General features: G+C 66.8%; 23 protein-coding genes. 17 read left to right on the forward strand and 6 right to left on the reverse strand.

Features of this window, described 5'->3' with window-relative positions; all coding sequences use genetic code 11:
* Nucleotides 1–22: 22 nt before the first annotated feature.
* The 3 genes from LGN17_RS32695 to gpmA all read right to left on the reverse strand — a co-directional run bounded on the left by LGN17_RS32695 (nt 23) and on the right by gpmA (nt 3,450).
* Nucleotides 23–775, reverse strand: coding sequence for a HesA/MoeB/ThiF family protein (locus tag LGN17_RS32695; protein ID WP_226201016.1), 753 nt, complete (start codon nt 773–775; stop codon nt 23–25).
* Between the two features lie 104 nt (nt 776–879).
* Entirely contained in the window at nt 880–2,430 is a 1,551-nt protein-coding gene (locus LGN17_RS32700) for a S41 family peptidase (protein WP_226201017.1), read from the reverse strand.
* Between the two features lie 273 nt (nt 2,431–2,703).
* Nucleotides 2,704–3,450, reverse strand: coding sequence for a 2,3-diphosphoglycerate-dependent phosphoglycerate mutase (gene gpmA, locus LGN17_RS32705; protein WP_021164239.1), 747 nt, complete (start codon nt 3,448–3,450; stop codon nt 2,704–2,706).
* Nucleotides 3,451–3,585: 135 nt separating this feature from the next.
* Between gpmA and LGN17_RS32710 the strand changes: the two genes are divergently transcribed.
* The 5 genes from LGN17_RS32710 (at nt 3,586) to LGN17_RS32730 (ending at nt 6,501) form a co-directional block, all read left to right on the forward strand.
* Nucleotides 3,586–4,008 (forward strand): rhodanese-like domain-containing protein, encoded by a 423-nt coding sequence (locus LGN17_RS32710; RefSeq protein ID WP_011353287.1) that lies wholly within the window; start codon nt 3,586–3,588, stop codon nt 4,006–4,008.
* Nucleotides 4,005–4,265 carry a glutaredoxin 3 gene (gene grxC, locus LGN17_RS32715; RefSeq protein ID WP_039346228.1) on the forward strand — a complete coding sequence of 87 codons (261 nt, stop codon included), beginning with the start codon at nt 4,005–4,007 and terminating at the stop codon, nt 4,263–4,265. The genes LGN17_RS32710 and grxC overlap by 4 nt, the downstream gene beginning before the upstream one ends.
* Nucleotides 4,266–4,371: 106 nt before the next feature.
* On the forward strand, nt 4,372–4,854 hold the full coding sequence (gene secB, locus LGN17_RS32720; RefSeq protein WP_011353285.1) for a protein-export chaperone SecB: 483 nt from the start codon (nt 4,372–4,374) through the stop codon (nt 4,852–4,854).
* A gap of 28 nt (nt 4,855–4,882) precedes the next feature.
* On the forward strand, nt 4,883–5,881 hold the full coding sequence (locus LGN17_RS32725; protein WP_226201018.1) for an NAD(P)H-dependent glycerol-3-phosphate dehydrogenase: 999 nt from the start codon (nt 4,883–4,885) through the stop codon (nt 5,879–5,881).
* Between the two features lie 95 nt (nt 5,882–5,976).
* A complete protein-coding gene (locus tag LGN17_RS32730; protein WP_226201019.1) occupies nt 5,977–6,501 on the forward strand; it encodes an O-acetyl-ADP-ribose deacetylase in 525 nt (174 codons plus the stop codon).
* 34 nt (nt 6,502–6,535) lie between these two features.
* On the opposite strand, the gene trmL is transcribed toward LGN17_RS32730, so the two are convergent.
* Entirely contained in the window at nt 6,536–7,006 is a 471-nt protein-coding gene (trmL, locus tag LGN17_RS32735; RefSeq protein ID WP_011353282.1) for a tRNA (uridine(34)/cytosine(34)/5-carboxymethylaminomethyluridine(34)-2'-O)-methyltransferase TrmL, read from the reverse strand.
* A gap of 105 nt (nt 7,007–7,111) precedes the next feature.
* Nucleotides 7,112–7,909 carry a ComF family protein gene (locus LGN17_RS32740; protein WP_226201020.1) on the reverse strand — a complete coding sequence of 266 codons (798 nt, stop codon included), beginning with the start codon at nt 7,907–7,909 and terminating at the stop codon, nt 7,112–7,114.
* A gap of 81 nt (nt 7,910–7,990) precedes the next feature.
* Between LGN17_RS32740 and LGN17_RS32745 the strand changes: the two genes are divergently transcribed.
* The 8 genes from LGN17_RS32745 to LGN17_RS32780 all read left to right on the forward strand — a co-directional run bounded on the left by LGN17_RS32745 (nt 7,991) and on the right by LGN17_RS32780 (nt 15,061).
* A complete protein-coding gene (locus LGN17_RS32745; RefSeq protein WP_175970702.1) occupies nt 7,991–8,956 on the forward strand; it encodes a methyltransferase domain-containing protein in 966 nt (321 codons plus the stop codon).
* 195 nt (nt 8,957–9,151) lie between these two features.
* Complete coding sequence (locus LGN17_RS32750) at nt 9,152–9,676, forward strand: DUF2244 domain-containing protein (RefSeq protein WP_226201079.1); 525 nt, start codon at nt 9,152–9,154, stop codon at nt 9,674–9,676.
* Nucleotides 9,677–9,731: 55 nt separating this feature from the next.
* Nucleotides 9,732–11,327 (forward strand): cytochrome c oxidase subunit II, encoded by a 1,596-nt coding sequence (gene coxB / locus LGN17_RS32755; protein WP_226201021.1) that lies wholly within the window; start codon nt 9,732–9,734, stop codon nt 11,325–11,327.
* 43 nt (nt 11,328–11,370) lie between these two features.
* A complete protein-coding gene (gene ctaD, locus LGN17_RS32760) occupies nt 11,371–12,978 on the forward strand; it encodes a cytochrome c oxidase subunit I (RefSeq protein ID WP_031401318.1) in 1,608 nt (535 codons plus the stop codon).
* An 85-nt stretch (nt 12,979–13,063) separates the two neighbouring features.
* Nucleotides 13,064–13,204 carry a cytochrome oxidase small assembly protein gene (locus tag LGN17_RS32765; RefSeq protein WP_174921494.1) on the forward strand — a complete coding sequence of 47 codons (141 nt, stop codon included), beginning with the start codon at nt 13,064–13,066 and terminating at the stop codon, nt 13,202–13,204.
* A 35-nt stretch (nt 13,205–13,239) separates the two neighbouring features.
* The gene (locus LGN17_RS32770; protein ID WP_226201022.1) at nt 13,240–13,848 is read left to right on the forward strand and encodes a cytochrome c oxidase assembly protein; all 609 of its coding nucleotides are present in this window, start codon (nt 13,240–13,242) and stop codon (nt 13,846–13,848) included.
* A gap of 16 nt (nt 13,849–13,864) precedes the next feature.
* Nucleotides 13,865–14,065: a DUF2970 domain-containing protein gene (locus LGN17_RS32775; protein WP_175951461.1), complete on the forward strand. Its 201-nt coding sequence runs from the start codon at nt 13,865–13,867 to the stop codon at nt 14,063–14,065.
* A 138-nt stretch (nt 14,066–14,203) separates the two neighbouring features.
* Nucleotides 14,204–15,061 (forward strand): cytochrome c oxidase subunit 3, encoded by an 858-nt coding sequence (locus LGN17_RS32780; protein ID WP_039346195.1) that lies wholly within the window; start codon nt 14,204–14,206, stop codon nt 15,059–15,061.
* Between the two features lie 171 nt (nt 15,062–15,232).
* Here the strand turns inward: LGN17_RS32780 and LGN17_RS32785 are convergent, their stop codons facing one another.
* The gene (locus LGN17_RS32785; RefSeq protein ID WP_226201023.1) at nt 15,233–15,442 is read right to left on the reverse strand and encodes a twin transmembrane helix small protein; all 210 of its coding nucleotides are present in this window, start codon (nt 15,440–15,442) and stop codon (nt 15,233–15,235) included.
* 84 nt (nt 15,443–15,526) lie between these two features.
* Here LGN17_RS32785 and LGN17_RS32790 point away from each other — a divergent pair, with 84 nt between their 5' ends.
* Genes LGN17_RS32790 through cyoE form a run of 4 tightly spaced genes read left to right on the forward strand, consistent with a single transcriptional unit; the run spans nt 15,527 to nt 18,969 of the window.
* Entirely contained in the window at nt 15,527–16,237 is a 711-nt protein-coding gene (locus LGN17_RS32790) for an SURF1 family protein (protein WP_226201080.1), read from the forward strand.
* 60 nt (nt 16,238–16,297) lie between these two features.
* Nucleotides 16,298–16,921: an SCO family protein gene (locus LGN17_RS32795; RefSeq protein WP_226201024.1), complete on the forward strand. Its 624-nt coding sequence runs from the start codon at nt 16,298–16,300 to the stop codon at nt 16,919–16,921.
* Nucleotides 16,922–16,945: 24 nt separating this feature from the next.
* Nucleotides 16,946–18,058, forward strand: a complete 1,113-nt coding sequence (locus tag LGN17_RS32800; RefSeq protein ID WP_226201025.1) for a COX15/CtaA family protein — start codon at nt 16,946–16,948, stop codon at nt 18,056–18,058.
* Between the two features lie 8 nt (nt 18,059–18,066).
* Nucleotides 18,067–18,969 carry a heme o synthase gene (cyoE, locus tag LGN17_RS32805; protein WP_226201026.1) on the forward strand — a complete coding sequence of 301 codons (903 nt, stop codon included), beginning with the start codon at nt 18,067–18,069 and terminating at the stop codon, nt 18,967–18,969.

Consider the following 18,969-nt stretch of genomic DNA (forward strand, 5'->3'; position numbering starts at 1 on the left):
GCAGGCGCATGCCCGTCGCGCGTCAGTGCCGGCCCCCGCACACGGGGCAGTCGGCCTGGCGCGCGATTTTCATCGTCGTCCATTCCATCCGCAGCGAATCGAGCATCATCAGCCGCCCGTTGAGCGTCTTGCCGATTTCGCCGATCACGCGCAGCGCCTCGGCGGCCTGCATCGCGCCGATGATCCCGACCGTCGGCGCGAACACGCCCATCGTCGCGCATGCGACTTCCTCGAACGGCTGGTCTTCCGGGAACACGCACGCATAGCAGGGCGCGGCCGGGTCGCGGAAATCGAACGTGCTGATCTGGCCGTCGAAGCGCAGCGCGGCGCCGGATACGAGTGGCACGCCGTGCGCGACGCACGCGCGGTTGATCGCGTGCCGCGTCGCGAAGTTGTCGGTGCAGTCGAGCACGACGGTCGCGCGCGGCACGTGCGCGTCGAGCCACGCGTCGTCGACGCGCTCCGCGACCGCGTGCACCTTCACCTCGGGGTTCAACCGCGCGAGCGCGTCGCGCCCCGATTCGACCTTGTGGCGGCCGACCGACGCCGTCGCGTGCAGGATCTGCCGCTGCAGGTTCGTGAGGTCGACCGTGTCGGCGTCGACGAGCGTGATCGTGCCGACGCCCGATGCGGCGAGGTACATCGCGGCCGGTGAGCCGAGGCCACCCGCGCCGATGACGATCGCATGCGCATCGAGAAAGCGCTGCTGCGCCTCGATGCCGATTTCGTCGACGAGGATGTGACGGGAGTAGCGAAGGAGTTGATCGTCGTTCATGGGAAGTCGTGGGCGAGGCGGCGGTCGTGTCGTTATTTTAGGCGCGCATGAAAAACGGGCCATCGCGGTCTTCCCGCGATGGCCCGTCGGATGCCGGCCGGCGCTTACTGCGGTGCCGACGCGGCCTTCGGTGCGGCTGCCGGCTTCGCGCCTGCGCCCGATGCCTTCGAGGCCGTCGCAGCCTTGCCGGCCGGGCTCTTCGTCGTGCTCTCGGCGAGCAGCGACTTCGATTCCTGGACCGGCTTGCCTTCGAGCTTGTTGAGCGCCTGCTGCATCATGAAGTCGTCGGCGCTGCCGAACTCGATCGGCTTGCGATCGCGATCCTTCTGGCGCTGCTCCGGCGTCTTCTTGTCGTTCTGCTCTTCGAGAATGCGCAGCTGATCCATCCGGCGCTGCTCGCGGTCTTCCTGTTCCTTCTTCTCGTTCGGATCCTGCGTGTTCGCAAGGTGGTTCGAGTAGTCGACCTCGCGCGTCACGAGCACGTCGTCCGGATCGCCGTCCGCGTACTGATCGACCGGCACGTCCGGCGTGATGCCCTTGTTCTGGATCGAACGGCCGCTCGGCGTGTAGTAATAAGCGGTGGTCAGGCGCAGCGCGGTGTCGGCCGTCATCGGGCGAACCGTCTGCACCGAACCCTTGCCGAACGTCGTCTTGCCCATGATTTGCGCGCGCTTCGAATCCTGCAGCGCGCCGGCGACGATTTCCGACGCGGACGCGGAATAGGCGTTCGTCAGCACGATCATCGGCACGGTCTTGAAGACCGGCGGCAGGTTCTTCAGCGGATCGCCGTCGAAGGACGGCAGGCGATAGTTGTCGTACGTATCGCGGTAGACCTGCTTCGAATCGGCGATCTGGCCGTTGGTCGACACGACGACGGAGTCGGGCGGCAGGAACGCGCCGGCCACGCCGACCGCGCTCTGCAGCAGGCCGCCGCCGTTGTTGCGCAGGTCGAGGACGAGGCCCTTCAGGTTCGGCTGCTGGCGTGCGATGTCTTGCAGCTTCGCGGCGAGATCGGGCGTCGTGCGCTCCTGGAAGCTCGTGATGCGGACATACGCATAGCCCGGATCGAGGATCTTCATCTTCACGCTCTGGACCTTGATGATCGCGCGCGTGACCGTGACCGGGAACGTGCGGTCGTCGCTCTTGCGGAAGATCGTCAGCGTGACCTTGGTGCCCGGCTCGCCGCGCATCTGCTTCACGGCCTTGTCGAGCGTCATGCCGCGCACCGGCTTGTCGTTGATGCGGGTGATCAGGTCGCCCGGACGGATGCCGGCGCGGAACGCGGGCGTATCTTCGATCGGCGAGATCACCTTGACGAGGCCGTCTTCCTGCGAGATCTCGATGCCGAGACCCGCGAAGCGGCCCTTCGTCTGTTCCTGCAACTCGTCATAGTCGGTCTTGTCGAGGAACGACGAGTGCGGGTCGAGGCTCGACACCATGCCCTTGATCGCGGCCGTCAGCAGCTTCTTGTCGTCGACCGGTTCGACGTACTCGCGCTTGATCTGTCCGAAGACTTCCGCGAACAGGCGGAGCTGGTCGAGGGGAAGCGGCGCCGTGGCGGTCTGCTCGGCCGATGCGGAAACCTGCAGCGTGGCGAACACGCCCGTGGCGAGGCCCGCGGCAATCAGGCCGATGTTCTTCAATTTCATTCGCATAGAGATCTGGTGCGGTCGGGAAGCGCGTGGCGGTAGCGGGGATGTAGCGGACAAGTATAACTGTTCGTCCGATGACTCAGTGGAACGGCGCGAAAAGCGTCGAAAAGGGCCCGGAGCCGGCCCGGCGGCGCGCTGCGGGTTCGAAAGCGGATTCGACAGCGCCGGCGCCGCGAAGGTTCGCGCGGTGTGCCGGACAAGGGGCGGCGCTCGGGCCGGGCGAACCGCACCGGACGCAGCCCGCCCGGCTCACCCGGCTCACCCGGCCGACGGGCGTCAGCCCGCCTTGCCCTGCTTAGCGACGGCGGCTTGCGCCTGCGCGATCGCGTCCTGGTCGCCGAGGTAATAGTGCTTGATCGGCTTCAGGTTTTCGTCGAGTTCGTACACGAGCGGCACGCCGTTCGGGATGTTCAGGCCGACGATGTCGCTGTCCGAGATGCCGTCGAGGTACTTGATGAGCGCGCGCAGCGAGTTGCCGTGCGCGGCGATCAGCACCTGCTTGCCGGCGCGGACCGCCGGGGCGATCGACTCGTTCCACAGCGGCAGCACGCGCGCGACCGTGTCCTTCAGGCACTCGGTGAGCGGCAGCTGCTCGCGCGGCACCTTCGCGTAGCGCGGGTCGTTGAACGGCGCGCGTTCGTCGGTCGGCTCGAGCGCGGGCGGCGGCGTGTCGTAGCTGCGGCGCCACACGAGGACCTGGTCGTCGCCGAACTTCGCGGCCGTTTCGGCCTTGTTCAGGCCCGACAGTGCGCCGTAGTGGCGTTCGTTCAGGCGCCACGAGTGGACGACCGGCAGGTACATGAGGTCCATCCGGTCCTGCACGTGCCACAGCGTGCGGATCGCGCGCTTGAGCACCGACGTGTACGCGATGTCGAACGTGTAGCCGGCCTCCTTGAGCAATTCGCCGGCCTGGTAGGCCTCGTTGCGACCCTGCTCGGTCAGGTCGACGTCGACCCAGCCGGTGAAGCGGTTTTCCTTGTTCCACGTCGATTCGCCGTGGCGGATGAGAACGAGTTTGTACATGGATCTTGCGGTCGGTAGTGAAGGAAGCTGTGGCGCGTCGCGCAGGACCCGACCCGGGCCCGCCATCGCGCAAGACGGTTATTTTATAATGGCGGGATTGTCCTCATCCGATTTCTCTTTTTCCGGCGGAATTCCGTGACGTTCTTTACCGATTACACCAACCTGGCCCTTATCGCGATCCTGGTGGTATCCGGCGGCCTGCTGGCCTGGCCCGCGCTGCGCCGCGGCCGCGGCGGCCTGTCGGCCGCAGAGGCGACGCAACTCATCAACCGCCGCAACGCGGTCGTGATCGACGTGCGCGCCGCGTCCGATTTCGCTGCCGGCCACCTGCCGTCCGCACGTCAGGTCGCGGCGGGCGAGATCGGCACGAAGATCGCGCAGGTCGCGAAGAACAAGAGCACGCCGGTGTTGCTCGTCTGCCAGAACGGCCAGCAGTCGCAGAAGGCGGCGCGCGAGGTCGAGGCGGCGGGCTACGCCGAGGTGCACGTGCTCGAGGGCGGCGTGGCCGCCTGGCAGCAGGCCGGGATGCCGGTCGTCAAACAAGGAGTGGCGAAGTGAACAAGGTTTTGATGTACAGCACGCAGGTGTGTCCGTATTGCATCCAGGCCGAGCGCCTGCTGAAGCTGCGCGGTGTCGAGCAGATCGAGAAGGTGCTGATCGACCGCGATCCCGCGCGCCGCGACGAAATGATGACGCGCACGGGGCGCCGCACGGTGCCGCAGATCTATATCGGCGACACGCACGTCGGCGGTTACGACGATCTGTCGAAGCTTGACCGCGAAGGCGGGCTCGTCCCGCTTCTGCAAGCGGCCTGATTAGGGCAGAATGGCCGCCGGCCGCGCCGCGGCTTGGCGCGCAGGATTCATCCGTGGCGGCCGGCGAGAAGCCGGGCCGCCCCGTCACCACTTTTAGGGAAACACCATGTCCGACGTCGAAAACCAACCGTTCTTCAACATCCAGCGCGTCTACCTGAAGGATATGTCGCTCGAGCAGCCGAATTCGCCGGCGATCTTCCTCGAGCAGGACATGCCGTCGGTTGAAGTCGAAGTCGACGTGAAGGCCGACCGCCTCGCGGAAAGCGTGTTCGAAGTCGTGGTGTCGGGCACCGTCACCGCGAAGGTGAAGGACAAGGTCGCGTTCCTGATCGAAGCGAAGCAGGCCGGCATTTTCGACATCCGCAACATTCCGGACGAACAGCTCGACCCGCTCGTCGGCATCGCATGCCCGACGATCCTGTTCCCGTACCTGCGTTCGAACATCGCCGATGCGATCACGCGCGCGGGCTTCCCGCCGATCCACCTGGCGGAAATCAACTTCCAGGCGCTGTACGAACAGCGCCTCGCGCAGCTTCAGCAGCAGGCCGGCGCCGCAGCAGGCGCGCCGAACGGCACGACGCTGAACTGACGTTTCACTCGGAGGACCGGTGCTGGGTATGAAAGTAGCCGTTCTCGGCGCCGGTGCGTGGGGCACCGCGCTCGCGGGCCATCTGGCCGCGCGGCACGACACGCTTCTGTGGGCGCGCGACGCCGCGCTCATCGCCGGGCTGCAGGCCCGGCACGAAAATTCCCGCTATCTGGACGGCATCGCGCTGCCTGACGCACTGCGCTACGGCGCCGATCTCGGCGCCGCGCTCGCGCATGGCGCCGCGGACGACGCACTGTGCGTGATCGCCGCACCCGTGGCCGGGCTGCGCACGCTGTGTCACGCGATGCGCGATGCAGGCTGCGTGCCCGCGCACATCGTCTGGGTTTGCAAGGGCTTCGAGGCCGACACGCATCTGCTGCCGCATCAGGTGATCGCGGCCGAGCTGCCCGAACAGCACAGCAACGGCGTGCTGTCGGGGCCGAGCTTCGCCCGGGAAGTCGGGCAGTCGCTGCCCGTCGCGCTGACGGTGGCGAGCACGTCCGCCGAATGCCGCGAGCGCACGCTCGCCGCGTTCCATCACGGCGCGATGCGGATCTATACGGGCGACGATGTGGTCGGCGTCGAGGTCGGCGGCGCGGTGAAGAACGTGCTCGCGATCGCGACCGGCATCGCCGACGGCCTCGGTCTCGGGCTGAACGCGCGCGCCGCGCTGATTACGCGCGGCCTCGCCGAAATGTCGCGCCTCGGTGTCGCGCTCGGCGGCCGGGCGGAAACCTTCACGGGCCTCACGGGCCTCGGCGACCTGATCCTCACCGCAACGGGCGACCTGTCGCGCAACCGCACGGTCGGCCTGAAGCTGGCGGCCGGCCGCACGCTGAACGACATCCTCGGCGCGCTTGGCCACGTGGCCGAAGGCGTGCGCTGCGCGCAGGCCGTGCTGGCGATCGCGCGCGCGCAGTCGATCGAAATGCCGATCACCGAAGCCGTGTGCGGCGTGCTGTTCGACGGCATCGCGCCGCGCGACGCCGTCAGCGGCCTGCTGCGGCGCGACGCGCGCGCCGAGTAACGCAGCCCGCCGCCGTCTGGCGCCGTGTTCGCTTCGGGCGCGCGGCGTCAAAGCGCGCTACGCTTGAACAGTCTCCGGCGCTCCGGGAGGTTGTCATGCTGCGGATCCATTCCACCACGCTCGATGCGCAGGTCGTCGACATCACGACGCTCGATGTCGACGCGATCGTCAACGCCGCGAACGGTTCGCTGCTCGGCGGCGGTGGCGTCGATGGCGCGATCCACCGCGCGGCCGGCCCCGGCCTGCTTGCCGAATGCCGCACGCTCGGCGGCTGCGAGACGGGCGACGCCAAGCTCACGCGCGGCCACGGGTTGCCGGCGCGCTACGTGATCCATGCGGTCGGGCCGGTGTGGCACGGCGGCGGGAGCGGCGAGGCCGACCTGCTCGCGTCGTGCTACCGACGCGCGATCGAGCTGGCCGAGGAGGTCGCGGCGGCGTCGATCGCGTTCCCGGCGATCAGTTGCGGCATCTATCGCTATCCGGCTGAAGAAGCCGTCGAGATTGCGGTCGGCACAGTCGCCGAAATGCTGCCGCAGGCGCCGAACCTCGCACGCGTGGTGTTCGCGTGCTTTTCTCCCGACATCTACGACCTCTATCGCGCACGACTCGCACGGACGTGACGCGTCCCGCGGAGCGGGATGCGCCGCGCAAGCGTCATGCGCCGCCTTCGAAGCCGGCCTGGCGCCACGCCTCGAACACGACCACCGCGACCGTGTTCGACAGGTTCAGGCTGCGGTTGTCCGGCCGCATCGGCAGGCGCACGCGCTGTTCGTTCGGGAAGCGCTCGAGCAGTTCGGCGGGCAGGCCGCGCGTTTCCGAGCCGAACACGAACCAGTCGCCGGGCAGGAACGCATGATCGTGGAAGCGGCCCGAGCCGCGGGTCGTGAACGCGAACATCCGCGCGGGGTCGGGCGTTTCCGCCGCGACGAACGCATCCCAGTCGCGGTGCACGCGCATCTGCGCATACTCGTGATAGTCGAGGCCCGCGCGGCGCATCCGCGCGTCGTCGAGCGGGAAGCCGAGCGGCTCGATCAGGTGCAGGCGCGCACCCGTGTTGGCACACAGGCGGATCACGTTGCCGGTGTTCGGCGGAATTTCGGGGGCGACGAGGACGACGTTGAACATGTTTCGGTCTGGCTGGGCCGGCCGGGGCGGCGCAATCTGCGCGTTCCCGGCCGGCCGGTTCGTGGCGGCCGCCGCCGTGTTCGGGCGGCTGGCCTCTCTATCTAATTAATCCCTGGCGGTGCGCAGCGCAACCAGATTCGTCACGCGCGCGGCGCCCGCCGCTTTCAGCGCGTGCGCGGCCGCCGCGAGCGTCGCGCCCGACGTCATCACGTCGTCGACGACCGCGACGTGGCGCCCGGCGACGCCGCCCGCCACCGCGAATGCGGCCATCACGTTGTCGCGCCGTGCGTGCCGGTCGAGCCGCGACTGCGGCGCGGTGTCGGCGACCCGCGCGAGCAGCGCCGCATCCGCGCGCACGCCGAGCCGCCGCGCGAGCGGGCGCGCAATGACCCAGGCCTGGTTGTAGCCACGCGCGACGAGCCGCCGGTGCGACAGCGGCACGGGCGCCACCAGGTCGAAGCCGCCGGCGCCGGGCGTATCGTCGATCAACTGGGCGAGGCGTGCCGCGAATTCGGCGCCGAGCGCGAGTTGCCGGTGAAACTTCAGGCCGCGCGCGAGTCCGTCGAGCGGCGCACGGTAATCCGCCAGCGCGAGCGTTGCATCGAACGGCGGCGGCGCCGCACGGCACGCGTCGCACCGGTATGCGGCCGCGCGGCCGGCGCGAGCGCCGCGGGGCGAGGCCGAACGCGGTGGCCCGATGCCCAGCGGCAGCGCACAGACGTCGCAGCGCAGCCGCGCTTCGTTCCAGTACGCGGCGTCGCAAGCGCCGCACATCACGGCGTGTGACAAATTGCCGCATAGTGCGCAGCGATTCGGCAGCGCGACCGCGGCGACGCGCGCGCCCAGCGCGCGGACCTGCGACAAAGCGACGCGCATCGTGCGTCGGGCGGAACGGCGGATCATCGCAACACTCCTGACACCCCGCCTCAATGAAGCCCGCGGGGCGAGCGAGTATACTTCGGGCTCTTCGCCAGTGTGCCCGACATGTCCCCAGCTTCGACTTCAACCGGCCGTCCGGCCAATGACGCAAGGCGCCTTCGGCGGATCTTCGACCGCCGTGCCGCCACGTTCGATGCGGTCGCGTTCCTGCCGCGCGAGATCGCGCAGCGCATGAACGAGCGCCTCGAATACATCAAGGTGAGCCCCGCAGCCGTGCTGGACGCGGGCTGTGGCCCGGGCGACGATCTGCCGGCGCTGCGCGCACGCTTTCCCGAGGCGCCCGTGTTCGGCGTCGACCTGTCCGGTGCGATGCTCGCGCGAGCCGGTCAGCGCGAGGTCGAGCAGACGAGCTGGCGCCGCTGGCTGCCGGCCTCGCTCGGCCGCGCACTGGGCCAGCGCGGCCCGCGCGTCGCGCAGGCCGACTTCGCCGCGCTGCCGTTCCCCGGCGGCGCGTTCGACCTGATCTGGTCGAATCTCGCCCTCCACTGGCATTCGCGCCCGGACGCGGTGCTGCCCGAATGGCAGCGCGTGCTGCGCGTGAACGGGCTGCTGATGTTCAGCACGCTCGGCCCCGATACCCTGCGCGAACTGCGCGCGGCCTGCGCGGACGCCGAAGCGGCGCTCGGCATCGCGTCGCCCGCCGCGCGCGTGATCGATTTCGTCGACATGCACGACCTCGGCGACATGCTCGTCGAGAGCGGCTTCGAGATTCCCGTGATGGATCAGGAGGTGCTGACCGTCACCTACAAATCCCCCGACTCCCTGCTGGCCGACGTGCGCCGCTGGGGCGCCTATCCGTTCGAGCGCGAGGCGCCGCAACGCGCGACGCGGCGCTTTCGCGCGGCGCTCGGCGACGCGCTGGAGGCCCGCCGGCGCGCGGACGGCACGATTCCGCTCACGTTCGAAGTGATCTACGGCCACGCATGGAAGGCCGTACCGCGCACGACCGCCGAAGGGCACGGGATCGTGCGCATCGAGGACATCGGAAAGGGGCGTCCGAAGAATCGGTAAAGCGGTAAAGAGGGGTTTTGTTATGTCTGAAATTAGCGGCGCAAAGCGGGGTCGAATTGGCGCCTGAAATGGCCGGAAAGCTTGTCGCGCTTGGCTCGCGGGCCGATAGTCGCTTGCTTGTGGATGCCATTGAACCCGCCTATAATGCGTCAGCTTGTCGTCCCGGGGTCCCCGCAATACGGAACGACGAGTCCGATGCAGGCATGCATCGCATGCCATTCGCGTGAGGCGGCGATGGAAGCAGCGAGGGTTTTGGCGGAGACGACGAACGGCGAGCCGGTCCTCGAAGACTGGCTCATGAAACGCAACTGTTCGGCGTCGCCGCGTCAGTTCGTGCTGTTTTACGTGTCGCTCGCGGGCTTCTCGCTGCTGATCGCGACATTGCTGATGTGGCGGGGAGCTTGGCTCGTCATGCCCTTTACCGGAATCGAGTTGCTGGCTGTGGGTGTCGCATTTGCGATCTATGCTCGCCATGCGGTCGATTACGAACGCATCAGGCTGTATCCGCACCGGCTCGTGATCGAGCGGATGGATGCGGAGCGGCTCACGCAGATCGAATTCAACCCGCGCTGGGTGCGGGTCGAGCCGGGTGCGACGCCACGCGACCCGATTCGGCTGGTATCGCGCGGGCAGACCGTCGTAATCGGGCAGCATCTCGCGCAGTACAAGCGTGCGCAGTTCGCCGACGAACTGCGCGTGTCGCTCAGGCGCTGCGGCTGACGAGGCGCGGGCACCGGCGGATAGGGCCGGCGGCTTGCGACGGGGGAGGGTTTGAATGGAAATTTTGGGTAAGGATGCTATGAAAACAATCAAGCGAGCCCTCACGGGCGTGCTGGCATGCAGCGGATTGCTCTTTGCCGGTGCCGCCCTGGCGGTCGGTGATAGCCCGGGCGGCCCCCGCGTCAACGAGATCAACTTTCAGCCGCCGGTCACGAAAATCGCCGAGGAGCTCTACGATCTCCACACGATGATGCTCATCCTGTGTACGGTGATCTTCGTCGGCGTGTTCGGCGTGATGTTCTATTCGATCTTCGCGCACCGCAAATCCAAGGGCCACAAGGCCGCCAATTTCCATGAAAGCACGACCGTCGAGATCATCTGGACGATCGTGCCGTTCGTCATCGTCGTGCTGATGGCGCTGCCGGCGACGAAGGCCGTCGTCGCGATGAAGGACACGACGAACGCCGATCTCACGATCAAGGTCACCGGCTACCAGTGGAAGTGGGGCTACGACTACGTGAAGGGCCCGGGCGAGGGCATCGGCTTCCTGTCGACGCTCAGCACCCCGCGTGACGAAGTGATGGGCAAGAAGCCGATCACCGACACCTATCTGCAGGAAGTCGACAACCCGCTCGTCGTGCCGGTCAACAAGAAGATCCGCATCATCACGACCGCGAACGACGTCGTCCACTCGTGGTACGTGCCCGCGTTCGGCGTGAAGCAGGATGCGATCCCCGGCTTCGTGCGCGACACGTGGTTCAAGGCCGACAAGGTCGGTACGTTCCGCGGTTTCTGTACCGAGCTGTGCGGCAAGGAACACGCGTACATGCCGGTCGTCGTCGAAGTCCTGTCGGATGACGACTACGCGAAGTGGGTCACCGCGCAGAAGGCCAAGCTGGCCAGCGCCGCGGTCGATCCGAACAAGGTCTACACGATGGCTGAACTCGTCGCGCATGGCGAGGAAGTCTACAAGGCGAACTGCGCGGCCTGCCACCAGGTGAACGGCAAGGGCCTCGGCGCGTTCCCGGCCATGGACGGCAGCCCGATCGCGAACGGCCCGATCGCCGGCCACGTCGAGCGCGTGCTGCACGGCAAGGGCGCGATGCCGTCGTGGGCGTCGCTGTCGGATCTCGACATCGCCTCGGTCATCACGTACGAACGCAATTCGTGGGGCAACCACAAGAACGACCTGCTGCAGCCGAAGCAAGTGGCCGACGCGCGTAACGGCAAGATGCCGGAAGACGCGGCGGGCGCAGCGGCAGCCGCACCGGCGGAAGCCGCTTCGGCGCCGGCGCAGGCTGCGTCGGGCGCAGAGCAGCCGGCGGCAGCGGCATCGGCCGCACTGTCGACGATCTACTTCGAGACGGGCAAGAGCGTGCTGCCGGCCGACGCGAAGGCGGCGATCGCCGCCGCGGCCGACTATGCGAAGGCACATCCGGACGCGAAGCTCGCGTTGTCGGGCTTTACCGACAAGACGGGCTCGGCCGACGCGAACGCCGAGCTGGCGAAGCATCGCGCGCAAGCCGTGCGCGACGCGCTGAAGGCAGCAGGCGTGGCGGAAGACCACATTATTCTCAAAAAGCCGGAAACGATCTCGGGCGGGGCGGACGCGAAGGAAGCCCGGCGTGTCGAGATCGGTCCGGCGGCTTGACGTGTCGCTGAGTTAGTCGACGTATTCGCATTAGGAGATTCTCATGTCTAGCATCGGGCACGACGTAGCCGCGGACCACGCGCACGACGACCACGCGCACGAAATGCCGCACGGCTGGCGGCGTTGGCTGTTCGCGACCAACCACAAGGACATCGGTACGCTGTACCTGTTGTTCTCGTTCATCATGTTCCTGTCGGGCGGCGTGATGGCGCTCGCCATCCGGGCCGAGCTGTTCGAACCGGGCCTGCAGATCATGCGTCCGGAGTTCTTCAACGAACTCACGACGATGCACGGCCTGATCATGGTGTTCGGCGCGATCATGCCGGCGTTCGTCGGTTTCGCGAACTGGATGATTCCGCTGCAGATCGGCGCGTCCGACATGGCGTTCGCGCGGATGAACAACTTCAGCTTCTGGCTGCTGCCGGTTGCGGCCGTGCTGCTGGTCGGTTCGTTCTTCGCGCCGGGTGGCGCGACGGCCGCCGGCTGGACGCTCTACGCGCCGCTGTCGACGCAGATGGGCCCGGGCATGGACTTCGCGATCTTCGCGGTCCACATCATGGGCGCATCGTCGATCATGGGCGGGATCAACATCGTCGTGACGATCCTGAACATGCGCGCACCGGGCATGACGCTGATGAAGATGCCGATGTTCGCGTGGACGTGGCTGATCACGGCGTACCTGCTGATCGCGGTGATGCCGGTTCTGGCAGGCGCGATCACGATGGTGCTGTTCGACCGCCACTTCGGCACGTCGTTCTTCAACGCGGCAGGCGGCGGCGATCCGGTGATGTACCAGCACATCTTCTGGTTCTTCGGCCACCCCGAGGTGTACATCATGATTCTGCCGGCGTTCGGGATCGTGTCGCAGGTGATCCCGGCGTTCGCACGCAAGACGCTGTTCGGCTATAGCTCGATGGTGTACGCGACGGCTTCGATTGCAATCCTGTCGTTCATGGTCTGGGCGCACCACATGTTCGCCACGGGCATGCCGGTGACCGGCCAGCTGTTCTTCATGTACGCGACGATGCTTATCGCGGTGCCGACGGGCGTGAAGGTGTTCAACTGGCTCGCGACGATGTGGCGCGGCTCGATGACGTTCGAAACCCCGATGCTGTTCGCGATCGGCTTCCTGTTCGTGTTCACGTTCGGCGGCCTGACGGGCCTGATGCTCGCGATGGCGCCGCTCGACATCCAGTATCACGGCACCTACTTCGTGGTGGCGCACTTCCACTACGTGCTGGTGGCGGGCTCATTGTTCGCGCTGTTCTCGGGCTGGTACTACTGGGCGCCGAAGTGGACGGGCTGGATGTACAACGAGACGCGCGGCAAGATCCACTTCTGGGCGTCGATGATCTTCTTCAACCTGACGTTCTTCCCGATGCACTTCGTCGGTCTCGCAGGCATGCCGCGCCGCTATGCGGACTACCCGGCGCAGTTCACGGACTTCAACCAGGTTGCGACGATCGGCGCATTCGGCTTCGGCCTCGCGCAGGTGTACTTCCTGTTCGCAGTCGCGCTGCCGGCCTACCGTGGCGGCGGCGAGCTGGAAAAGGCGTCGGACAAGCCGTGGGATGGCGCGACGGGCCTCGAGTGGACGGTGCCGAGCCCGGCTCCCTTCCACACGTTCGAGCAACCGCCGCACGTCGAGTAAGTTTCACAGTGCGCCTGGCCGCTGCCAGCCTGCCGCGCAGGCAGGCAGCGGCGGGCGCCGAATCGAGGTTTCAGCGAAGTTTCAGATGACCCGGAATCCACAACAAAGACGAACGCCCGAGCAGATTCGCGCGGGCAACAAGCGGCTCGGCCTCATCCTGCTCGTCATCGCCGCCGTTTTTTTTGTGGGTGTCGTGATCAAGCAGTGGTGGCTGTCCACTCACTGATGCAGCAACAGACGCAGTAGCGAGGAAGTTGTCGTATGTCGAAGCCGGAAGAGGGCGCCGTCGATCGCGCGTTCAATCGTTCGATGCTGGTGAAGCTCTTCGTCGTGGCCGGGCTGATGTTCGGTTTCGGCTTCGCGCTGATCCCGATGTATCGGGCGATCTGCCAGATCACCGGCATCAACAACCTGGTGCAGCGCGATGTCAGCGAGCGCGAGGCGAAGAACTCGCAGGTCGACACCAGCCGCACGGTGTCGGTCGAGTTCGATGCGAACGCGCGCGGCCCGCTCGGTTTCAAGCCGGAGCACAACAGTCTCGACGTGCATCCGGGCGAACTGACGACGATCGTGTACGACGTGACGAACGGGCAGGGCAGGCCGGTCGTTGCACAGGCGATTCCGAGCTACGCGCCGAAGCAGGCGACGGAGTTCTTCAAGAAGATCGAGTGCTTTTGCTTTACGCAGCAGACGCTGGCCGCGAACGAATCGCGCAAGATGCCGGTGGTGTTCGTGATCGATCCGAAACTGCCGAAGGACGTGAAGACGATCACGCTGTCGTACACGTTCTTCGAGCTGAATACGCCGGACACGCCGGCGCCGGCGCCGGGCAAGACCGCGGCGCAGGGCGCGGCGAAGCCGGACGCATGACGACGGAGGCGGGGCGATGACGGGGGAGAAGCGGGGCGGGTCGTTCGGCCAGGCGCTGAAGGCCGTGCTGTGGTCGTTCTTCGGGGTGCGCAAGCGGCGCGACCTGGAGGCCGATGCGACGCAGCTGAATCCGCTGCACGTGCTGATCGTCGCGTTGCTGGCGGCCGGTGTGTTCATCGGCGTGCTGATCCTGATCGTGCGTGCCGTCGTGGGCTGAAGCCCGCGGCCACGAAAGAATGCAGCGCGCGGCGCCACGGTGGCGCGTGCAGGAAGGAGCGGTGGTGGTCACGCCGCGCAAGAAATAAAGCCGGAGCGGTTTCCGGTACACAAATTGGACTGAAGTGGAGAATCAAGCATGAGCGGTCAAAACCAGACCCCGTACTATTTCGTGCCGCATCCGTCGCAGCATCCGATCAGCGCGGCCATCGGCCTGCTGGTCATGCTCGGATCGACAGCGCTGTGGATCAACGGTCACGACTGGGCGCCGTTTACGGCGCTGCTCGGCCTGCTTTGGTTGCTCTTCACGCTGTATCACTGGTTCGGCGACGCGATCGCCGAATCGGAAGGCGGTCACTACGGCAAGAACGTCGACAAGTCGTACCGCTGGAGCATGAGCTGGTTCATCTTCTCGGAAGTCATGTTCTTCGGCGCATTCTTCGGCGCGCTGTTCTATGCGCGTGAAATCGCGCTGCACCAGCTCGGCAGCCTCGACTACAAGCTGATCTGGCCGGATTTCTCCGCCGTGTGGCCGAACGAAGGCCCCGCCGCGCTCGCCGGTCACTTCAAGACGATGGGCCCGTGGCCGATCCCGACGCTGAACACCGCATTCCTGCTGTCGTCGGGCGTGACGCTGACGATCTCGCACCACGCGCTGCGTGACGATCATCGCAAGAAGGCGATCGCCTGGCTGGCCGCGACGCTCGTGTTCGGTATCTGCTTCCTGTTCCTGCAGGGCTTCGAGTATTACCACGCGTACAACGAACTGAACCTGACGCTGAACTCGGGCGTGTACGGTTCGACGTTCTTCCTGCTGACGGGCTTCCACGGCTTCCACGTGTTCCTCGGCGGCACGATGCTCGCGGTGGTGCTGGTGCGGATGATCCGCGGCCACTTCAAGCCCGATCACCACTTCGCCTTCGAAGGCGCCGCGTGGTACTGGCACTTCGTCGACGTCGTCTGGCTCGGCCTGTACGTCGTCGTCTACTGGCTGTAAATGGAACAACGGCCCGCGCAGCAATGCGCGGGCCGTTTTCATTGGGTCGGCCGGGCAGCGTGACTGCCGGCCTTCACCACCCGGGCGCCGCCGCGACTCAGTCAGGCGGCGCTTTTGCTTGGTGCCGTGGCCGTGCGGCGAAATGTCACAGCGGCTGCGGCGGCAAACGGATCAACGCCCGATCGGCAGGCCGGTCGAATGGATCCAGCCCATCCAGTTCGCGATCAGGATGAGCAGGAACAGCGACACCGACAGCCCGACGCGGGTGGCGAGCGACCAGACCATGCGTTTCGTGTGGCCGCGGTCGTGCATCATGAAGTAGAGCGCCGAGCCCATGCTGGCAATGATGAGGATGAAGGCGATGGGAACGAGTATGTGCATGACACGAACCGGACGACGGCAATTCGAAAGGAAGAGGATAATTATCGCACTTCGCTTTCGGGCAGGTGCCGGGCGGGCCGCATGATGAAGATTCGCTGGCTGCCCGCGCTGCTGATCCTCGTCGTCGTCGCGGTCACGATCCGTCTCGGTTTCTGGCAGCGCGACCGCGCGCACCAGAAGGAAGCGCTGCAGGCGAGCATCGAGCGCTACGAGCAGGCGGCGCCCGTCGACATCGGCGCGCAGCCGATGCCGCTCGCGTCGATCGAGTTCCATCGCGTGCGTGCGACGGGCCGTTTCCTGCCCGAGCAAGCCGTGTTCCTCGACAATCGGCCGTATAACGACCAGCCGGGTTTTTACGTCGTGATGCCGTTTAAACTCACGGGCGGCGGCGTCGTGCTCGTGAACCGCGGCTGGCTGCCGCGCAATATCTCCGATCGCACGGCGATCGAGCCGTTCGCGACGCCCGCGGGCGACGTCGAGATCGTGGGCATTGCGCGCGCCGACGCATCGCGGGCGTTCGAGCTCGGCGAAGGCGGATCGGCGGCGCACCAGAAAATCCGGCAGAACCTGGACGTCGCCGCGTATGCGAAGGAAACGGGGCTGCCGCTGCAGCCGTTCGTGATCCAGCAGACGAGCGATGACGGCGACAAGCTCGTGCGCGACTGGCCGGCGGCGACGACCGGCGTCGAGCGCAATTACGGTTACATGTTTCAGTGGTGGGCGATGGCGGCGGCCGCGCTCGGCTTCGGGCTGTACGCCGCGCGGCGTGCGGCGAAGAAGTCGGCCGGCGCGTGAGCGCCATGCCAGGACGCGGCGCCGGCGCCGCGGGTTCGTTTCGAGAGGTCTGATTTGTCCATGCAATCTTCCCGTCAGGGTCCGGCCGCTGCGCCGTCGCCTGCGGCCCGCAAGCGCGGCCGCTGGATGCTCGTGCTGCTGGGTCTCGTGTGCGCCGCACCGATGATCGCGTCGTACTTCACCTATTACGTGATCAAGCCGAAGGGCGGCTCGACCAACTACGGCACGCTGATCGAGCCGCAGCGCCCGATCCCCGCGGATCTGCAGGTGACCGACGAAACCGGCAAGACCGTGCCGCTGTCGTCGCTGCGCGGCGTGTGGCTGTTCGTGATGACCGACAGCAGCGCGTGCGACGAAGCGTGCGCGAAGAAGCTCTATTTCATGCGCCAGATCCGCGTCACGCAGGCGGGCGAGCGGCACCGGCTCGCGATGGTGTGGCTGCGCAGCGATGCGGGCGCGACGCCGCAGAAGGTGCTGGATGCGTACCCGGATACGCGCCGTCTCGTCGCCGACCCGGCCGCGGTGGCCGCGTGGCTGCCGGCCGACGCGGGCACGAAGGACAGCGACCACATCTACCTGGTCGATCCGAACGGCAACCTGATGATGCGCTTCCCGAAGGATCCGAACCCCAGCAAGATCAAGTCGGACGTGACGAAGCTGCTGAAGTGGTCGAGCATCGGCTAAGGCAATACGAGAGGCAATAAACCGATGGCGTATCTACTGCAACTCGGCCTGATCGGCTTCTGCATCGCGCTGCTGCCGCTGTCGTACGTGTGGGTGAAGGCCGACGACAACAAGTTTCGCAAGCTGGTGTGGATCACCACCTTCCTGACGCTCGACCTCGTGATGTTCGGCGGCTTCACGCGGCTGACCGATTCGGGGCTCGGCTGCCCGGACTGGCCCGGCTGCTACGGCACGTCGTCGCCGTTCATTGCGCACGCCGCGATCACGGCCGCGCACCAGGCGATGCCGACCGGCCCGGTCAGCATGTCGAAGGCGTGGATCGAGATGATCCACCGCTATTTCGCGATGGCGATCGGCGTGCTGATCATCGCGCAGGTCGTGATCGCGTGGGCCGCGCGGCTGCGCCGCCGCCCGCTGCACGTGTCGCCGTGGTGGCCGACGAGCCTGCTGCTGCTGATCCTCGTGCAGGGCGCGTTCGGTGCGTGGACGGTCACGATGAAGCTGCAGCCGGTGATCGTCACGATCCACCTGCTGCTCGGCCTCACGCTGCTCGGCACGCTCGGCTGGCTCGCGGCGCGGCAGACGCCGCTGCCGTCGCACGACCCCGAAGCCGGCCGCTATCGCGCGGCCGCGCTCGCGGCGCTCGTGCTGCTGGTCGTGCAGATCGCGCTCGGCGGCTGGGTGAGCACCAACTACGCGGTGCTCGCGTGCACCGACTTCCCGACCTGCAACGGCCAGTGGATCCCGCCGATGGACTTCGAGCACGGCTTCCACCTGTGGCGCGCGCTCGGGATGACGAAGGACGGCGAGGCGATCACGCAGGACGCGCTGGTCGCGATCCACTGGACGCACCGCACGTTCGCGTTCGTCGTGGTCGCGTACCTGGTCGCGTTCTCGCTGAAGATGCGTCGCTTCGAGTCGCTGCGGCGGCCCGCGAACGGCGTGCTGCTGGTCGTCCTGCTGCAGTTCGTGACGGGCCTGACCAACATCGTGCTGCAGTGGCCGCTGCCGGTCGCCGTCGCGCACAACGGCGGGGCCGCGATCCTGCTGCTGCTCGTCGTCATGTTAAACTTTCGCATCCTTTCAAGCCGCCCCGGCCGTGTCGCGCAGCCTGCGCGCGACGCCGCCCCGGCGTGACCGCCCCCATGCAAAGCACCCTCTCCCAATCGCCCGGTAGCCGGTTTTCGCAATACATGGCGCTGACGAAGCCGCGTGTCACGCAGCTCGCGGTGTTCTGCGCGGTGATCGGCATGTTCCTCGCGACGCCGGGCATGGTGCCGTGGCACGTGCTGATCGGCGGTACGGTCGGCATCTGGCTGCTGGCCGGCGCCGCGTTCGCGATCAACTGCCTCGTCGAACAGAAGATCGACGCGATGATGCGCCGCACCGCGTGGCGCCCGTCCGCGCGCGGCGAGATCACGACCCCGCAGATCCTGTTGTTCTCGGCCGTGCTCGGCAGCGTCGGCGCATGGACGCTCTATACGTTCACGAACCCGCTGACGATGTGGCTGACGATCGCCACCTTCGTCGGCTACGCGGTGATCTACACGCTGCTGCTCAAGCCGATGACGCCGCAGAACATCGTGATCGGCGGTGCATCGGGGGCGATGCCGCCGGCGCTCGGCTGGGCCGCGGTCACCGGCGCGGTGCCGGGCGACGCGTGGATCCTCGTGCTGATCATCTTCGTGTGGACGCCGCCGCATTTCTGGGTGCTCGCGCTCTATCGCCGCAAGGATTACGAGAACGCGGGGCTGCCGATGCTGCCCGTCACGCACGGCGAGAAGTTCACGCGGCTGCACATCCTGCTGTACACGGTGATCCTGTTCGCGGTCACGCTGATGCCGTTCATCTCCGGGATGAGCGGAGCCGTCTACCTGACGAGCGCGGTGCTGCTCGGCGCGGTGTTCCTCGCGTATGCGTGGAAGATCCATCGCGACTATTCGGACGCACTCGCCCGCAAGGCCTTTCGCTACTCGATCGTCTACCTGTCGCTGCTGTTTGCCGCGCTGCTCGTCGATCACTATGCACGCCCGCTGCTCGGCGTGTAA

Source organism: Burkholderia sp. AU30280 (assembly GCF_020420125.1).
In the GTDB taxonomy this organism is placed as follows: domain Bacteria; phylum Pseudomonadota; class Gammaproteobacteria; order Burkholderiales; family Burkholderiaceae; genus Burkholderia.

What these genes read in the sequence shown, in the direction of transcription:
- LGN17_RS32695 (WP_226201016.1), bottom strand. Translation starts at nt 775, where the DNA reads ATGAACGACGATCAACTCCTTCGCTACTCCCGTCACATCCTCGTCGAC.
- LGN17_RS32700 (WP_226201017.1), bottom strand. Translation starts at nt 2,430, where the DNA reads ATGCGAATGAAATTGAAGAACATCGGCCTGATTGCCGCGGGCCTCGCC.
- gpmA (WP_021164239.1), bottom strand. Translation starts at nt 3,450, where the DNA reads ATGTACAAACTCGTTCTCATCCGCCACGGCGAATCGACGTGGAACAAG.
- secB (WP_011353285.1), top strand. Translation starts at nt 4,372, where the DNA reads ATGTCCGACGTCGAAAACCAACCGTTCTTCAACATCCAGCGCGTCTAC.
- LGN17_RS32725 (WP_226201018.1), top strand. Translation starts at nt 4,883, where the DNA reads ATGAAAGTAGCCGTTCTCGGCGCCGGTGCGTGGGGCACCGCGCTCGCG.
- LGN17_RS32730 (WP_226201019.1), top strand. Translation starts at nt 5,977, where the DNA reads ATGCTGCGGATCCATTCCACCACGCTCGATGCGCAGGTCGTCGACATC.
- trmL (WP_011353282.1), bottom strand. Translation starts at nt 7,006, where the DNA reads ATGTTCAACGTCGTCCTCGTCGCCCCCGAAATTCCGCCGAACACCGGC.
- LGN17_RS32740 (WP_226201020.1), bottom strand. Translation starts at nt 7,909, where the DNA reads ATGATCCGCCGTTCCGCCCGACGCACGATGCGCGTCGCTTTGTCGCAG.
- LGN17_RS32745 (WP_175970702.1), top strand. Translation starts at nt 7,991, where the DNA reads ATGTCCCCAGCTTCGACTTCAACCGGCCGTCCGGCCAATGACGCAAGG.
- LGN17_RS32750 (WP_226201079.1), top strand. Translation starts at nt 9,152, where the DNA reads ATGCAGGCATGCATCGCATGCCATTCGCGTGAGGCGGCGATGGAAGCA.
- coxB (WP_226201021.1), top strand. Translation starts at nt 9,732, where the DNA reads ATGGAAATTTTGGGTAAGGATGCTATGAAAACAATCAAGCGAGCCCTC.
- ctaD (WP_031401318.1), top strand. Translation starts at nt 11,371, where the DNA reads ATGTCTAGCATCGGGCACGACGTAGCCGCGGACCACGCGCACGACGAC.
- LGN17_RS32765 (WP_174921494.1), top strand. Translation starts at nt 13,064, where the DNA reads ATGACCCGGAATCCACAACAAAGACGAACGCCCGAGCAGATTCGCGCG.
- LGN17_RS32770 (WP_226201022.1), top strand. Translation starts at nt 13,240, where the DNA reads ATGTCGAAGCCGGAAGAGGGCGCCGTCGATCGCGCGTTCAATCGTTCG.
- LGN17_RS32775 (WP_175951461.1), top strand. Translation starts at nt 13,865, where the DNA reads ATGACGGGGGAGAAGCGGGGCGGGTCGTTCGGCCAGGCGCTGAAGGCC.
- LGN17_RS32780 (WP_039346195.1), top strand. Translation starts at nt 14,204, where the DNA reads ATGAGCGGTCAAAACCAGACCCCGTACTATTTCGTGCCGCATCCGTCG.
- LGN17_RS32785 (WP_226201023.1), bottom strand. Translation starts at nt 15,442, where the DNA reads ATGCACATACTCGTTCCCATCGCCTTCATCCTCATCATTGCCAGCATG.
- LGN17_RS32790 (WP_226201080.1), top strand. Translation starts at nt 15,527, where the DNA reads ATGAAGATTCGCTGGCTGCCCGCGCTGCTGATCCTCGTCGTCGTCGCG.
- LGN17_RS32795 (WP_226201024.1), top strand. Translation starts at nt 16,298, where the DNA reads ATGCAATCTTCCCGTCAGGGTCCGGCCGCTGCGCCGTCGCCTGCGGCC.
- LGN17_RS32800 (WP_226201025.1), top strand. Translation starts at nt 16,946, where the DNA reads ATGGCGTATCTACTGCAACTCGGCCTGATCGGCTTCTGCATCGCGCTG.
- cyoE (WP_226201026.1), top strand. Translation starts at nt 18,067, where the DNA reads ATGCAAAGCACCCTCTCCCAATCGCCCGGTAGCCGGTTTTCGCAATAC.